The sequence below is a fragment of the Nocardiopsis sp. JB363 genome (genome assembly GCF_900143625.1).
Classification (GTDB): Bacteria; Actinomycetota; Actinomycetes; order Streptosporangiales; family Streptosporangiaceae; genus Nocardiopsis.
The window spans coordinates 1-13,962 of sequence record NZ_FRFF01000013.1 but is presented as its reverse complement, the minus strand read 5'-3'; the positions used below and the strand labels follow the sequence as shown (position 1 = coordinate 13,962).

16 protein-coding genes and 1 pseudogene are annotated in these 13,962 nt (G+C 68.9%); 5 read left to right on the top strand and 12 right to left on the bottom strand.

Going from position 1 to position 13,962, the window contains the following annotated elements:
• Positions 1–41 precede the first annotated feature (41 nt).
• Complete coding sequence (locus tag BQ8420_RS03310) at positions 42–605, top strand: GNAT family N-acetyltransferase (protein WP_087096348.1); 564 nt, start codon at positions 42–44, stop codon at positions 603–605.
• Between the two features lie 17 nt (positions 606–622).
• Here the strand turns inward: BQ8420_RS03310 and BQ8420_RS03305 are convergent, their stop codons facing one another.
• The 7 genes from BQ8420_RS03305 to BQ8420_RS03275 form a co-directional block, all read right to left on the bottom strand.
• Positions 623–1,030, bottom strand: coding sequence for a MarR family transcriptional regulator (locus tag BQ8420_RS03305; protein WP_087096315.1), 408 nt, complete (start codon positions 1,028–1,030; stop codon positions 623–625).
• A 278-nt stretch (positions 1,031–1,308) separates the two neighbouring features.
• Entirely contained in the window at positions 1,309–1,875 is a 567-nt protein-coding gene (locus BQ8420_RS32195; RefSeq protein ID WP_200815776.1) for a hypothetical protein, read from the bottom strand.
• A 1,003-nt stretch (positions 1,876–2,878) separates the two neighbouring features.
• Positions 2,879–3,850, bottom strand: a complete 972-nt coding sequence (locus BQ8420_RS03295; RefSeq protein WP_087096314.1) for a threonine/serine dehydratase — start codon at positions 3,848–3,850, stop codon at positions 2,879–2,881.
• Between the two features lie 61 nt (positions 3,851–3,911).
• Positions 3,912–4,715: a class I SAM-dependent methyltransferase gene (locus BQ8420_RS03290; protein WP_087096313.1), complete on the bottom strand. Its 804-nt coding sequence runs from the start codon at positions 4,713–4,715 to the stop codon at positions 3,912–3,914.
• Positions 4,716–4,806: 91 nt separating this feature from the next.
• Positions 4,807–5,241 carry a helix-turn-helix domain-containing protein gene (locus BQ8420_RS03285; protein ID WP_087096347.1) on the bottom strand — a complete coding sequence of 145 codons (435 nt, stop codon included), beginning with the start codon at positions 5,239–5,241 and terminating at the stop codon, positions 4,807–4,809.
• 84 nt (positions 5,242–5,325) lie between these two features.
• The gene (locus BQ8420_RS03280) at positions 5,326–5,781 is read right to left on the bottom strand and encodes a hypothetical protein (protein ID WP_087096312.1); all 456 of its coding nucleotides are present in this window, start codon (positions 5,779–5,781) and stop codon (positions 5,326–5,328) included.
• 67 nt (positions 5,782–5,848) lie between these two features.
• Positions 5,849–6,814: a (2Fe-2S)-binding protein gene (locus tag BQ8420_RS03275; protein ID WP_087096311.1), complete on the bottom strand. Its 966-nt coding sequence runs from the start codon at positions 6,812–6,814 to the stop codon at positions 5,849–5,851.
• A 113-nt stretch (positions 6,815–6,927) separates the two neighbouring features.
• Between BQ8420_RS03275 and BQ8420_RS03270 the strand changes: the two genes are divergently transcribed.
• Genes BQ8420_RS03270 through BQ8420_RS03260 form a run of 3 tightly spaced genes read left to right on the top strand, consistent with a single transcriptional unit; the run spans position 6,928 to position 10,027 of the window.
• Positions 6,928–8,325 (top strand): sensor histidine kinase, encoded by a 1,398-nt coding sequence (locus tag BQ8420_RS03270; RefSeq protein ID WP_369825465.1) that lies wholly within the window; start codon positions 6,928–6,930, stop codon positions 8,323–8,325.
• The gene (locus tag BQ8420_RS03265) at positions 8,313–9,014 is read left to right on the top strand and encodes a response regulator transcription factor (protein ID WP_087096310.1); all 702 of its coding nucleotides are present in this window, start codon (positions 8,313–8,315) and stop codon (positions 9,012–9,014) included. The genes BQ8420_RS03270 and BQ8420_RS03265 overlap by 13 nt, the downstream gene beginning before the upstream one ends.
• A 44-nt stretch (positions 9,015–9,058) precedes the next feature.
• On the top strand, positions 9,059–10,027 hold the full coding sequence (locus BQ8420_RS03260; RefSeq protein WP_235005895.1) for a DUF4097 family beta strand repeat-containing protein: 969 nt from the start codon (positions 9,059–9,061) through the stop codon (positions 10,025–10,027).
• Between the two features lie 39 nt (positions 10,028–10,066).
• On the opposite strand, the gene BQ8420_RS03255 is transcribed toward BQ8420_RS03260, so the two are convergent.
• Complete coding sequence (locus BQ8420_RS03255) at positions 10,067–10,459, bottom strand: hypothetical protein (RefSeq protein ID WP_087096308.1); 393 nt, start codon at positions 10,457–10,459, stop codon at positions 10,067–10,069.
• 108 nt (positions 10,460–10,567) lie between these two features.
• On the opposite strand from BQ8420_RS03255, the gene BQ8420_RS03250 reads away from it, so the two are divergent.
• On the top strand, positions 10,568–11,584 hold the full coding sequence (locus tag BQ8420_RS03250; RefSeq protein WP_087096307.1) for a Gfo/Idh/MocA family protein: 1,017 nt from the start codon (positions 10,568–10,570) through the stop codon (positions 11,582–11,584).
• On the opposite strand, the gene BQ8420_RS03245 is transcribed toward BQ8420_RS03250, so the two are convergent.
• The 4 genes and pseudogenes from BQ8420_RS03245 to BQ8420_RS03230 all read right to left on the bottom strand — a co-directional run.
• Positions 11,562–12,476 (bottom strand): GNAT family N-acetyltransferase, encoded by a 915-nt coding sequence (locus BQ8420_RS03245; RefSeq protein WP_087096306.1) that lies wholly within the window; start codon positions 12,474–12,476, stop codon positions 11,562–11,564. The genes BQ8420_RS03250 and BQ8420_RS03245 overlap by 23 nt on opposite strands.
• A gap of 102 nt (positions 12,477–12,578) precedes the next feature.
• Entirely contained in the window at positions 12,579–12,974 is a 396-nt protein-coding gene (locus BQ8420_RS03240; RefSeq protein WP_087096305.1) for a DUF2784 domain-containing protein, read from the bottom strand.
• 73 nt (positions 12,975–13,047) lie between these two features.
• Positions 13,048–13,515 (bottom strand): Clp protease N-terminal domain-containing protein, encoded by a 468-nt coding sequence (locus BQ8420_RS03235; protein ID WP_143847087.1) that lies wholly within the window; start codon positions 13,513–13,515, stop codon positions 13,048–13,050.
• 73 nt (positions 13,516–13,588) lie between these two features.
• A pseudogene (locus BQ8420_RS03230) lies at positions 13,589–13,918 on the bottom strand (WYL domain-containing protein); the annotation flags it as partial.
• Between the last annotated feature and the right edge of the window lie 44 nt (positions 13,919–13,962).

Here is a 13,962-nt window from a genome sequence, read left to right as displayed (position 1 = left end):
GGCATACTGTGGGACGGAACGGACACAAGGGGGAAGAGCGCGTGACCACCATCCCGAACACCCAGGACACCGCCGCCACGAAGATCGACTTCCGGTCCGCGACCGAAGCCGACGTCCCCGCGCTGGTCGATCTGGTCAACTCCTGCTATCGCGGCGAGGGCTCCAAACAGGGATGGACCACCGAGGCCGACCTGCTCGACGGACAGAGGATGGACGTCGAGGGCATGAGCGAACTGCTCGCCCGCAGCAACACCCTGGTCCTGGTGGGTGAGGCCCAGGACGGGATCATCGCCTGCTGCGAACTCCGGCGAGGAGTCAACGGTGCCTACTTCGGGATGTTCTCGGTCCGCCCCAACCTCCAGAACGCCGGTCTGGGCAAGGTCGTACTGGCCGAGGCCGAGCAGATGGCCGCGCGCGAGTGGGGCAGCCGGCTCATGCGGATGAAGGTGCTCAAGCAGCGCCCCGAACTCATCGCCTGGTACGAGCGGCGTGGGTACACCAACACCGGCAAGACCGAGCCCTTCCCCTACGGGAACGAGGAGTTCGGGCTGCCCAAGCGCGACGACCTGGCCTTCGTCGAACTCACCCGCGAACTGCCCCTGTGAGCCGGACCTGAACGGGCTCAGCCCTGTTCCAGGTTGGCCGACATCCGCTCCAGCACATCCACGGTGGCCCGGTACTCCTGATCGCTGATCCCGGCGGTCAACCGGGCCCGGGTGCCCTTGACGTGCTCCAACAGCGCGTCGTGGGCCCGCACACCCTCCTCGGTCAGTTCCATCGAGACCATGCCGCTGACCCAACCGCGTCGGCGCAGGGTCTCGACCGCCGGACCCACGGTGGTCTCGTCCTCCTCCAGGAACGGCAGGAGGCGCTGATCCAGCTGCAACAGGGTGGCCGCCTCGCGGTGCAGGGAGCTGAGCACCTGCCACGAGCGGCGGCCCAGGGAATCCGCCGAGAGCACCCGGTCCAGGTCGCTCTCGATGAGCCGGTCCAGGTGCTTGATCCAGTAACCGATCGGCAGGTCGGGCATGCTTCCTCCGGTGGGGACGACGGTGTCCGCGACGGCGCTTCCTCGACGCTATAGCGTCGCCCAGGAGCGCGGCCGGCATTCCTGCACGGTGTCGTACCCGTTCGCCGGCCTGTCACCATGCCGCCTACGTCTCCGTCCTCGCGCTTCCTGCGTGGTGACGCCACCTCGCCCCGAACCCGTGGACCCGCGGACCCGACGTCAGCTGATATCCCCTGAGAGGAACGGGCATCCCCTAAAAGCTGGATCTTCCACAAAAACCACCAAGAGTCTGGTTCCGCTCAATGCCCTGGCGGCACCTCGGCCCAGTCCTCGTCCTCAAGACCCAAACCGAAACTGCAACTGAAATGTTCTGGTGTCTCGTGGCACGGCACGAAGGTACGTTCCCCCGCATCAGGGAATGCGTAGCCCGCAAGCCAATACTGATCGGGGCGACCAGGCGGAACCTCGACATAGAAGGGTCGATCCTCATCGCGCAGGACGACCTCGCCGGTGTTCTGGCGGGCATCAAGGTAGCGTGCCTGGATCTCCCACTCACAGGACTGGCCCACCACCTGCGCCTCCACTCGGAGTCCGCCCGGTTCCAGCCCATCTCCGAGATCGATCCGTCTGCGATTGAAGAACGGATCCCCCTGGTCTGGCCCCTCGTCCGTAATGTAAAGCAGCGGATCATTATGGTTGAGATCCACGATCACGCCCGGGTAGGGAGCAATGCCCGCCGGGGGGTAATCAATGACGGTGACGGCCGTCGGGTTTTCACAGGAGATGTTGACCGGGGTCATATCCACAATGCTCAGCTGGGATGTGCGCGCGGACAGGAGGTTCATGGTGAATACGGCTGTGCCCATTCCACCTGTTCCGCCTTCCCAGGTCCCCCCGGTCGTAGGGGTCGGCGCCCACTCACCGGTAGAGGGGATCAGACGCCCCCCGAGCGGCCGAAGAAAGTCCCATACCTCCGCAGGCGGAGTGGTCTGGAGTACCTCACCTTCTTCGACTGTGAGAGGCCGGTCCAAGACGATCGTGAATGACTCGAAGGACGTGGTGTCGTAGGTGACGGAGTTGGTGAATGGTGCGTTGTCCTGGTCGATGGCCCTCTCCGCGTCCCGTTGCTCGCGAAGTAGTGCCTCCGTCGACAACAGATCGTAGGCATAATTCACCCCTAAGCCACCCAAAACGACGAGAAGGGCCACTACGCCGCAAATCACCCACACTCGCATGCGAACGTGCCACGAAGCGCCTTTGCCTTCAGGAAAGTAGCGTTCCTCAAGGACTGTGAAGACCGACGGATCTTCGACCCGTGACCGTGACCGTGGTCGTGTCCGGGCCGACGATCGCCTCCGTCGTCTCAGCAGGCAGGGAATCCACCGATGGATCAACAGTGACGGCCGTCGAAGAAATGACCGTCGAGGTGGGGAACCGGAATCGACCTTTTTTCCGGTGGAGCGCTCCCGCTCCGCACGCTCGTTCATGACCTCTGGGTCTCCTCGCGATGTCTTCACGCGCACGAAGGCGCACGTGAAGTAAAGGTAGACCAGCGTCACACGCTCGTGGTGGCAATTGACTGAAACAGGTTTCCTTCACAAGGCACGAACCGAGGCCGCACAATGACGAACGTGCCTACCCGTGCCCTCGCACCGAGGTTTTCTCAACGAAGATCATTTCCACTCACCGCTGAGGGACAAAGCCGCATGGGCGATGTCACCGACCCGTTCGGACCAATCGTGGTGTGCTTCAATACCCGCCGGCGCCGCTTGAGCTCGGCGGGGGCGAGCGCACCACGCATCGAAGCGACCATCATCCTTCAACCCCTGTGGAGGGACCGGACATGTCCCGGGGCGTACACGTGAATGTCTACGACCTCGACCGAGGATCCCCCGCGCGGGATCCCAGGACATCGGCGAACAGGGAGGTGGGGGCATTGGCGCCGGTGATCACGGTCGCCACCGTCTCACCCGGAAGATCGTGCACGCGCAGGGCGGCGATCCCGGCCGCACCCGCCGGTTCGGGCAGCACCCCGACGGCCTCCAACACCAGACGCATCGCCTCCAGCATGTCGTCGTCGCTCACCACCACCATGTCGTCGACCAGCACCCTCATACGCTCCACCGAAGCGGCGATGGGCCGGTTGATCGCGATGCCCTCGGCGAAGGTGTCGGCGACCTCGGTGGATACCACCCGCCCGGCCCGCCGGCTGTCGACCATGCTCGCCGCACCCGCGGCGCACACGCCCACCACGCGGATGTGCGGAGCGTGTTCCTTGGTCCACGCCGCGACCCCGGTGATCAGTGCCCCATCTCCCACCGGAAGCACGATGGTGTCGATGCCCTCGGTGGCCAGGAGTTCGACCCCGATGGTGCCGGCCCCCTCCGCCACACTGGAGTGCTCTCCATCCTCGACGAAGACACTGTCCGGGTCCTGGTCGGCGAACCGTCGGGCCTGCTGCTTGATCTGGTCGCCCTCGACCTCGTGCACGTGCGCGCCCAGCGCGACCATCCGCCGCATCTTCACCGGGTTGGTGCCCGCCGGGACGAACACGTGCGCGCTCATGCCGTGGCGGGTGGCCGCGTATCCCATGGCCTGCCCGAAGTTTCCGGTGGAGGAGCACACCAGGCGGGTTCCGGGGGAGAACTCGCGGGCGAGCAGGTCCGCCCCGCGGCCCTTGAAGCTGCGCAGTGGGTTGAGGGTCTCGACCTTGGTGAGCACGCGCCGGTCGAGGGCCGAGCACAGCTGTTCCTCGAAGAACTGTGGGCTGTTCGAGAAGACCGGGTCGATCAGGCGCGTGGCCCGTTCGATGCGGGTGGGGTCCAGGTCCGTGACGTACATGGGGCACCTTCCGGGTCGTGGTGGAAAAACACATGGCACGTTCGGGCGCCGTGCGGTCCCCTCAGCCGGGGACGCGACACAGGACGGCGCCGCGGGGAATGACGAACACCCCGTCGGGGTGCTCGCTCCAACGCTCCCATCCTCGGGAGATCTCCTCCAGGTCGGCGCGGGTGGCGAAACCCTCGGCCACGGCCTGACGGGCCAGGTCCGACTCCAGGATCCGCCGTGACCACATCCGCCCCCACCAGGCTCGTCGGTCGGGGGCCGAGTGGTTCCACACCTCGGACACGTAGGTGATGTCCTCGAACCCGGCGGCGCGCGCCCAGGCGTGCATGCGCCGCCCGGCGTCGGGTTCGCCGCCGTTGGCGCGCGCCACCCGCTGGTACAGGTCCATCCAGGCGTCCAGCTCCGGCAACAGCGGATACCAGTACATGCCCGAGTAGTCGCTGTCGCAGACGGCCACGACCCCGCCGGGCCGGGTCACCCGACCCATCTCGGCCAGGGCTCGCACCGGGTCGGCCACGTGCTGCAGGACCTGGTGGGCGTGGGTCACATCGAAGGCGCCGTCGGGCAGCGGCAGGTCGTGGACGTCGCCGACGCGGAAGTCGATGTCGCTCACGTCCTCCTTCTCGGCCAGGGCGCGGGCCTGTTCGACGGCCTCGGCGGAGGCGTCCACGGCGGTGACCGGTCCGGGCGCCACACGTCGGGCCAGGTCCAGGGTGATGCTGCCCGGGCCACAGCCCACGTCGAGCAGTGAACGGCCCGCCCGCATCTCGGCCAAGGCGTAGCCGGCGGAGTTCTCGGCGTCGCGCCACAGATAGGAGCCGGTGACCGTGGGATGCTGCCCGTGGGTATAACGAGCCATCGCGTGCCGTCCTTCGTCGGAGCTGCGGGGTGGGTCGACCCTACCCATCGGATCTCTTATCGCGATACGGCCATCTCAACAGGAGAGACGATCAGGTGTGGTCGTCGCCGACCAGGGCGCGGACGAACTCCAGCATCCGGGTCGTCTCCTCCAGGCCACCGACCAGGACCACCCGCAGCCGGCCCCGTTCGGGGTCGTACACCACCTGGGACTGGGCGGGTGCGCCGCCTCCGGAAACGCCGGTGGTGGCGGAGGTGATCAGCGTGCTGATCCGATCGGCGGTCGCGCGGTCCACCTCCTCGACTTGGAGGACGGTGGAGACCTCCACCCGGGGGCGCCCGTTCTCGGTGTCTTCCTGGTCGGGGGCACCGCCGGTGAACTCGGTCAGGTCCTTGCGGTGGATCCGGTACTGCTTACCGATCCGGGTGGCCGCCAGGCGCCCTTCGCGCACGTAGGCGCGCACGGTCTTCACGTGCAGACCCAACAGCTCCGCGACCTGATCCACCGAGTAGTACTGCTGGGCCACGCCCACCTCCCCGAACATCCCTGAACCACCCCGACGTTACCCGTAACCAGCGCTGAAAGGGCGCTTTGGGGAAGGCCTCGGGGCTCAAGCGGCTTCGGACGGGGAGGAACGCCGCATCCGGATCCGCCCGGTCAGGCGCAGCCACACCACCAGGAACGCCCACAGCATCGTCGGCACCAGGGTCCAGTCGGTGTAGCCCAGCGAACCGGGGCGGTAGAGCATTCCCAGGATCACTCCGAGCGCCAGGCTCGCCACCGCCACCCGCCAGGGGGAACCCTCGCCGAGGAAGCGCAGCAGCCGGCTGTAGCCCCACAACAGCAGGAAGGCGATGGCGATCGCCACGAGCACCAACGGCCACACCTCGCCCAGGCCCCGGGTGACCCCGCCGAAGGCGAACAGGGCGGGCACCGTCAGCAGGCACAGGGCCAGAACGGGGGCGAGTACGGCGGCCGCCACCGCGCAGGCCAGGGGTCCCCACAGGTTGTCGCGGTTCGGCCGGGGTCTGGGGGTGTCGCCGGGGCCGCCGCTCGCAGAGGTCACCTCCTCTTGATGCCCATCAGGAGCCGTCTCAGCCACGTCTCTGCCTCGAAGGTGGGAAAGCGCGTGGTCAGGGCCGCAAGGCGCAATCCCCGCACAGGCCGCCCTCGGGGAGGCGGTAGTAGAGGCAGCAGGTGGTGCGCCGGAAGGTCGCCCGGCCTTGGTCGTCCACCTCGGTGTAGGCGCCGGTGCCCTCCAGAGAGGGGCTCCGCAGCAGTGTGCGCACCACCCGCTCGGCGCTTTCGTGGTGCTCGGGGCGGTCCCGTCCCAGGGAGCGCGCGGCGCCGGCCAGCGCCGCCGCGGTGTTGCCGCGCAACAGCCCCGGCGCGATACCGCCGGTCTCTCCCAACGCCGCGGCGACCCTTTCCAGGCCCGCCACCGCCTGGTGGACCGGGCCCCGGGCGATCTCCTGCGGGGCGCACGATTCCAAGGGTCGGGCCCGGGTGTCGATGGTGCGCAGCACGGTCGGTCCGCCCGGGCGCACGAACAGGTTCCACGGGTCCAGGTGCACCCCGTGGCACACCGCCGCGGCCAGCACCGGGGACAGCACCCGTGAGGCCAAACCCTGGTGGAACAGGGAGGCGCCCACCCGCCACGCCACGTCCTCGGCTCTTCCGTCGAAGAGTGCGGCGAGCCGGCCGCGCACGTCCGCCACCTCGGCGGTCAACAGGTCCCCGGACCATTCGCCCCGCAGAACCGCCACCCATTCCCGCGCGGGCCGTTCCGTCTCCAGCGCGAAGAACATGTTGATCCCCGCGATGTCCCGAAGGACCGGGGCCAGAGCAGGGTGGGGACCGCTCGGATAGGCGGACAATCGGTACTCCAGCTCCGGGCGCGGGGTGAACCCGGCCAGATGAGCCGCCCGTTCCAGCACCGGACCTGACAGGTCGTAACGCGCTCTCAGGCAGTGATCGTCACCGGTCTCCACCAGCTCGGCCAGGGCGAAGGCGACCTCCTCGGAGACCGGGTGGGAATGGTCCACCCCCTCGGGGCCGTACCCCTCGATGACCCGTTCGACGTCGCACCCGCACCCCACATGTTCCCCTTCTCTGCTCGGACCCTCCATGCTCCCGCACCGGTGGGTAGTGCTGGCACCACCGGCCACTCTCGTGCTGAGGACCTCGTGCCCCGAGGGCCCACGAACCTAGATTGGACTCTGTGAGCGGCACGGGGACGGAGCGGACGGGCGCGGGCATCGCGAGAGGGCCGGGTGCCCCGATCGCCGTACCCTTCCTCCACGAGACCCGGGGCAACACCTGGCGGGTCCGGCTGGTCGAGGTCCTGCACTTGATGACCTCCCTGGCCCTGGCGGTGTTCTACCTGATCCCGGCGGCGTTGCTGGTGGCCTCGGCCACCTGGCTCGGGCTGCGGCTCTATGCCCCCATCGGCGGGTTCCCGCCGGAACTCGTACCGGGCCACCTCCTGGTGGACACCCTGCTCTTCGTGGTGGTGTTCCCGCTCCTGGCCACCGCGCTGGCCCGGCTGGCCTGCTACACCCAGCGCTCCCGACTGGCCAACGTGTTCGGGATCGTGGAGACCAGACCGCCCGACCCCTTGGCCGGTTCCGGCCGATGGGCGCGCGGCCGGGCCTTCGTGTTCGGCCGTGAGGCCTGGTCGATGGTGGTCTACAGCACCGTGGCAGGCCTGCACGGGCTGCTGGCCGGGGGACTGGTGGCGGTGCTGGTGGTGTGCGGGGGAGCCGCGGCGTTGGGCTCCCTGCTCGGGGTGGTGTACGTACTGGCCCAGGGCGCCACACCGGTCGACCTGCTCGGGCCGCTCGGACTGGTACTGCTGGGCCCGGTGGCGGTCCTGGTGGGTCTGCGCATCGCACGCACCGTGGTCTCCTCCGAGGTCCTGCTGTTGCGCACCCTGCTCTTCGACGCACCCGAGGTGCGTATGCGGCGCCGCCTGCTGCACGTCCAGGACAGCCGTCAACGCATGGTCGACGTCGCCGAGGCCGAGCGCCGACGCATCGAACGCGACCTGCACGACGGTGCCCAACAGCGCCTGCTCGCCCTGACCTTGACCCTCACCCGGGCCCGCACCCGGCTGGCCCGGGACCCCGAGGGGGCCCGCGAGCTCATCGCCGAGGCCCAGCGCGAGTCCAAGGAGGTCATGACCGAACTGCGTCAGGTCGCCCGGGGACTGCACCCGCGGGTGCTCACCGATCACGGCCTGGGCGCCGCCCTGCCGGTGGCGGCCGGGCGCTCACCCGTGCCGGTCCGACTCGACCTGGAACTGGACGGGCGTCCCTCTCCGCGCGCCGAGGGCGTCGCCTACTACGTGGTCAGCGAAGCGTTGACCAACGTCGCCAAGCACGCCCGGGCCGAGCAGGTCCGGGTGGCGCTGGAGCGGCTCCCCGGCCGACGCGGCGAGTCGTTGCGCGTCACGATCACCGACGACGGTGTGGGCGGCGCCGACCCCGAGGCGGGCACCGGCCTGTACGGGCTGTGGGACCGGGTGGACGCCATCGATGGGGACCTGACCGTCCACAGCCCCCGGGGCGGGGGAACCGTCCTGACCGCACAGATCCCATGGGAGGCCTGACCGTGAGCATCGAGGAGACCGCGCGCAGTGGACCGCGGGTGATCATCGCCGAGGACTCGGTGCTGCTGCGCAGCGGCATGGCCCGACTGTTGGAGGACGCCGGGGTGGAGGTCGTGGACTCGGTGGGCGACGCCGACGCGCTCCTCGGCGCGGTGGAGGTCCATCCCGACGTGGACCTGTGCCTGGTGGACATCCGCATGCCGCCCACCTACTCCGAGGAGGGCATCCAGGCGGCGGTGAGGATCCGCCGGTCCCACCCGGAGGTGGCGGTGCTGCTGCTGTCCCAGCACGTGGTCAGCCGATACGCCGCCGACCTGCTCGGGGCCGGCGCGTTCAAGGTCGGTTACCTGCTCAAGGACCGGGTGGCCGACATCGAGGAGTTCACGAGCGTGCTGCGCCGGGTGGCCGACGGCGGAGCCGCGATCGATCCCGAGGTGGTCACCCAGTTGCTGAGCGGCAACCGTGACCGCGCCCTGGAACGGCTCACCCCGCGCGAGACCGAGGTGCTGGAGGTGATGGCCGAGGGGGTCAACAACGCGGGCATCGCCGAACGGCTCACCATCACCGAACGGGCGGTGGAAAAGCACATCCGTTCCATCTTCCTCAAGCTCGACCTGGGCCAGGACGACCACGACCACCGCAGGGTCCTGGCGGTGCTGCGCTACCTGCGCGGTTCGGCCCGGGACTGACCGACCAGATCAAGGAGGGCCGCGCCTTCCGGAAGGAGAACGACGTGACTTTCAGGGCACGAGGGCTGTACGCCTCGTCCAGTAAGGAATCGAGGCGGTTCCGGTGGGGCCCGTGGATGCTTCTGGGCGGGGTGCTCGTGGTGGTCCTGGTGGTGCTCACCGCGGTGTCCGTCCTGGGCAACGTGGTGGCCCATCAGAGCGACCAGGCCGACTCCTACGGCGGGGCGAGCGCGTTGAGCGTGCACAACGACACCGGTGGGCGGATCGAGGTCGGTGCGGCCGAGGGCGACGAGATCGTCGTCGAGCGCACCCTGCGGGGTGGACCGCTGTCCGAGCCGGAGGAGCGGATCGACGAAGGTGGTGACCGGTTGGGTATCGACGGCCGGTGCAGCGGTGTCCCGTTCCTGTCCACCTGTTCCATCGACTACACCATCCAGGTGCCCGAGGACGTCTCGGTCACCTTGGAGACCGCCAGTGGGTCCGTGGAGGTGCGGAACCTGGTCTCGGAGCTGTCGGTGGGTACCGTCAGCGGTTCGGTCGAGGTCTTCGACCACCAGGGGTCGGTCGAGGTCGAGGCCACTTCGGGCGAGGTCTCTTTGTCCGACATCACCGGTTCGGTCGAGGCCCACAACGTCAGTGGCGACATCGAGGCCGCCGGTGAGGGGGAGCGGCTGGAGGTGTCCACCACATCGGGGCACGTCGCCGTCGACGACTTCACGGCCGAGGAGGTCGTGGCCGAGTCGGTGAGCGGTTCCCTGGAACTCGGTGGCGGGTTCACCACCTTGGAGGCCTCCACCACCTCCGGTGGGGTGGAGATCAGCACCGACACCCCCTTCGACCTGATGGAGGTGGAGACCGTCAGCGGCGGCGTCGAGGCGAGGGTGCCGGCGGGGGACTACGACATCAGTGGGGAGTCGACCTCCGGCGACCGTGAGTTCGACGTGGACGCCTCCGACGGCGCCGACAGCCGGATCGAGGTGAACACCACCAGCGGGTCGGTTCGGGTCCGATAGGAGGGCCGGGCCCTGGTTCCGGGCCCGGCACCGGCCGATTCACCCCGTGGCTGTGCGCGTGAAGCGCAACGCCGCCCAATCCGAGTCGATCGGTTCTTGGGCGGTGGGACGCCACCCGGCGTCGACGAGGGTGTCCCAGCCCTTGTCCGCGGCCAGGTCGGTGATGATGGTGCCGCCGCGTTGGGGGAAGCACACCCACAACCGGGTGGTGGGGCCCATCAGGTCCAACACCGCCGGCCCCTCACGGTCCACCGTGCCCTTGTCGAGCGTGAACAGGTGCACGTCGTCGTAGACGGCGCCCTCGATCACCCCCAGGTCGATGTGGAGGTCCGGCGGGGGATCCAGCAGGCGTAGATAGCGTTCGGGGGCGTTGAGGACGAGCAACCGGTCCCCGGCCCCTACCCCCAACCTCTGGGCGAGTGTGGACGACATTCCTCCTCCGTTCACGTGCATGCCCGGCCACCGTATGTTTTCCGAGCGCGGAAACCGAGTACCTTCCCCGCCTGGCACCGGAGAAGACCGTGTTTTTAGGATGTCCTCATGACACAACACAACGGTGGACCGCGCTGGGGCGTGGCCGGTACCGGAGGCATCGCCCACTCCTTCCTCGAAGGGTTGCGGGCCGTCCCCTCCGCCAGGGTGGTGGCGGTGGGCTCCCGGACGGCCGAACGCGCCGAGGAGTTCGGGGTCGCCTGGGACATCCCCCACCACCACGCGAGTTATGAGTCGTTGGCCGAGGACCCCGACGTCGACGTGGTCTACGTGGCCACCCCTCACCCCTGGCATCACACGGTCGCGTTGCTGATGCTCAACGCCGGCAAGCACGTGCTGGTGGAGAAGCCCATGGCGATGAACGCCCTACAGGTCACCGAGATGGTGGCGGCCGCCAAGACCAACGATCGCTTCCTGATGGAGGCGATGTGGACGCGTTACCTGCCCGTGCACGAGTTGGCCCGCACCTTGGTGTCCGAGGGCGCCATCGGGGAGCTGACCGCGCTCTCGGCCGACTTCGGCATCAACGTCCCCTACGACCCCGACCATCGGTTGTTCAACGCCGATCTGGGTGGTGGTGCGCTGCTGGACCTGGGGATCTACCCGTTGGCGTTGGCCTCCCAGTACCTGGGTGAGCTGACCGTGGTCGGGGCGACCCGCCGGCTGTCGCCGGATCGCATGGTGGACGTGCACACGACCATGTTGGTGCGTGGCGAGAACGGGGTGAGCGCCACCCTGGAGTGCGCCTCGCGTACCGCCCTGCCCGGTCGCGCGGTGCTCTGCGGCACGGGCGGATGGCTGGAGATCGAACGGTTCTGGGCCGGCACCGATCTGGTCCTGCACCGGGACGGCCGTGAACCCGAACGGTTCCACCGGCCCTTCCGCGCCAACGGCTACGAGTACGAGGCGGAGGAGGTGGCGCTCAGGCTGGCCGCGGGCGAGCGGGAGAGCCCACGGATTCCATGGTCGGAGAGCCTGCGCCTGGCCGGGGTCATGGACCAGGTCCGCGACATGGGCGCCCTGACCTACACCCGACCCACGGTCAAGGCCGTCCCCCTGGGATGAGTCCGGCGGCTCCGGCCCCGGTGGGGGCGGCCTTGTGGGTCGACTCCGTCGGGGCCGCGCCGCGTACGGGTCGGCCTCCGGTGGGCACGGGGGCGGGCCCGCCCAGGTAGCGGCCCAACAGGATGCGGGCCAGGGGCAGGGCGCTCATGCGCACCACCATCAGGACGGCGTCCTTGGGGCCCACCTGTTCGGCGAAGTAGGTGTCCAGGTCTGGGTGGCCGCTGCGCGGGGTGACCCCGTAGACGCGTCCTTCGAACATGCGGTAGGCGTCGCGGATGAGCAGGGTGCGCGGGTCCAGGCGGGGGCCGTCGCCGAGCCAGTGGGCGGCGTCGGTGGCGATGCGGGTGATCGTGGCGGGTACGGCCCGGTCGCGTCGGGGGTGGACGCGGGCCCGGCCCAGCCCTTTGCGCCAACCGGAGTAGACGGCCGGGTGGCGGGTGCGCAGGACGACGTAGGTGTTGCCCCAGGGCCGGGTGAGGATCTCAAGGGTCAAGAAGTGGGTCATCAGGGCGCTGGAGAGCCCGAACCTGCGGTGGGCGGGGGTCACACCGGCGGCGTCCAGGTACAGGGCGCGGCGGGAGGCGAAGCGGCGCCGGTGGTAGCCGCCCCAGCCCACGGGTACGCCGGCCGGGTCCAGGATCAGGGCCAGGCACGAGATCTGGTCGAAGAAACCGGAATCGATCCGGGTGTGCCAATAGTCGGAGTGGTCGGCGCCGAAGGAACGGGCAGCCAGGTCGCGCAGAAGGGCCAGCATGCGTTGGCGGCCGGTGTCGGTGAGCGCGGAAGGGTTGTCCCAGCGGGCGACATGGTAGCCGTTGACCAGGGGACGCACGGTGGGGGGAACACCGAGGTCGCACAGGTCCGGGCTGAGGGTTCGGGTCTGTTCGGGCACGCGGAAGCCCTACTTTCATTACTCTGCGAAAGCGAACGACTCCTTAACGTAGCTGCTCGGGGGATTGCGGGGGTCCGGTTCGACCATTCGGAGGTTTCCCCGCTATCGGGACAGGATTCCCCGCTCGTGACCGGCGCGCGCACGGTACAGCTTCCAGGCCAAGGCGGCGTAGGACAGCGCCACGATGCCCGCGATGACGAACCGCGAGGTCATCAGGTGGTCCTCGGGGTAGATCACCCCGGTCAGGTGGTGGTCGATGAACCCGTTCTCCATCAGCTCCCGCCCGGTGGCGGCCCGTGACCAATTCTCGATGTCGGTCAGGAAGCACGGCCAGTCGATGATGACGATTCCCAGGGCGTAGGCGGCCACGAACAGATGCGGCCAGAACATGCGCGGCCACCGCAGCGACAAGAGCCCGCCGAAGACGACGTAGGCGAAGAACAGGTAGTGCAGGACCATGGCGGTGTGGCCGACGAGGAGGATGCCGAAGTGGTTCATGGTCACGAACCTAAGGATGGACGGTGGTGCCCTACATCTGTGTTCCTACCCGGTAGTCGGTGAGTAGGGGTACTCAAAGGGCTCCCTCGATCGTCTCCCGATCCAGGTAGGCGCGGGCGCGCTCGCGTGTGTCGGATAGGTCCACGTCCAGCTTGCGCAGTACCCGCAGGGCCGTTCCTCCCTCCACCGACACCAGTCCCCATGCCAGGTGGTGGATGCCCAGGTGTGGTTGTCCGCGGCGTCGGGCCTCCGCTCTGGCCAGGCGCAGTACGGCGCGGACCCGCGGGGTGAAGGTCGGGGCCTGCTCGCAGGGGTCGCCACCGGGCGCGATGAGGCGCACGACCTCGCGGCGCAGCAGGTGCGGGGCGGGCTCCAGGGCGGTGCGCCGCCCCGTCTCCTCCGCTTGGCCGGCCACCCCGATCACCAGGTGTTCGGTGCCCAGGAACGGGTGGCGCAGGGCCATGGCCTCACAGCCGGCCAGTTCCACGGCCCGCAGCGCGGCGGGGGAGAGTTCGGGTCGGCAAGGCCGGTTCTCGGGCACGGGCGCCTCCACGTCGAGGGGTGGATCCTCAGCGATAACACACCGTGGTGGTCTCTAACCCGGGGCCAAGGGCTCAGTTCCCGAGCGCTCGGTCCTCCTTCGCGGCGCGCGACAGGCGCCCACCCAGGTGGGCCATCGCCTCGCGCAGTTCGGCGGGCTCCTCGACTTCCATGTCCACGTCCAACATCGCCAGGTAGCAGGCCGTGGCGACCATGTCCGCACCGGCGCACAGCAGCACACAGGTGTGCTCGTCCACCGCCTCGATGGTGCCGTAGTGGGCGGCCCGACCGCGTAGGGCCTCTTGCGCCGACATCGCCAATCGCACCCGCGCCTTGATCGGCCACATGTGCAGATTCATCCGTTCGGCCAGGTAGGCGGCCACCCCGCCCGGGGGCGGGTCGCGTGCTGACTCTTAAACACATCTCCGAGCCCACGAGACGGAGCTAC

Coding starts and splice junctions, on each gene's coding strand:
- BQ8420_RS03305 (WP_087096315.1), bottom strand. CDS start 1,030: ATGCCCGACCTGCCGATCGGTTACTGGATCAAGCACCTGGACCGGCTC.
- BQ8420_RS32195 (WP_200815776.1), bottom strand. CDS start 1,875: ATGGGCACAGCCGTATTCACCATGAACCTCCTGTCCGCGCGCACATCC.
- BQ8420_RS03295 (WP_087096314.1), bottom strand. CDS start 3,850: ATGTACGTCACGGACCTGGACCCCACCCGCATCGAACGGGCCACGCGC.
- BQ8420_RS03290 (WP_087096313.1), bottom strand. CDS start 4,715: ATGGCTCGTTATACCCACGGGCAGCATCCCACGGTCACCGGCTCCTAT.
- BQ8420_RS03265 (WP_087096310.1), top strand. CDS start 8,313: ATGGGAGGCCTGACCGTGAGCATCGAGGAGACCGCGCGCAGTGGACCG.
- BQ8420_RS03255 (WP_087096308.1), bottom strand. CDS start 10,459: ATGTCGTCCACACTCGCCCAGAGGTTGGGGGTAGGGGCCGGGGACCGG.
- BQ8420_RS03250 (WP_087096307.1), top strand. CDS start 10,568: ATGACACAACACAACGGTGGACCGCGCTGGGGCGTGGCCGGTACCGGA.
- BQ8420_RS03240 (WP_087096305.1), bottom strand. CDS start 12,974: ATGAACCACTTCGGCATCCTCCTCGTCGGCCACACCGCCATGGTCCTG.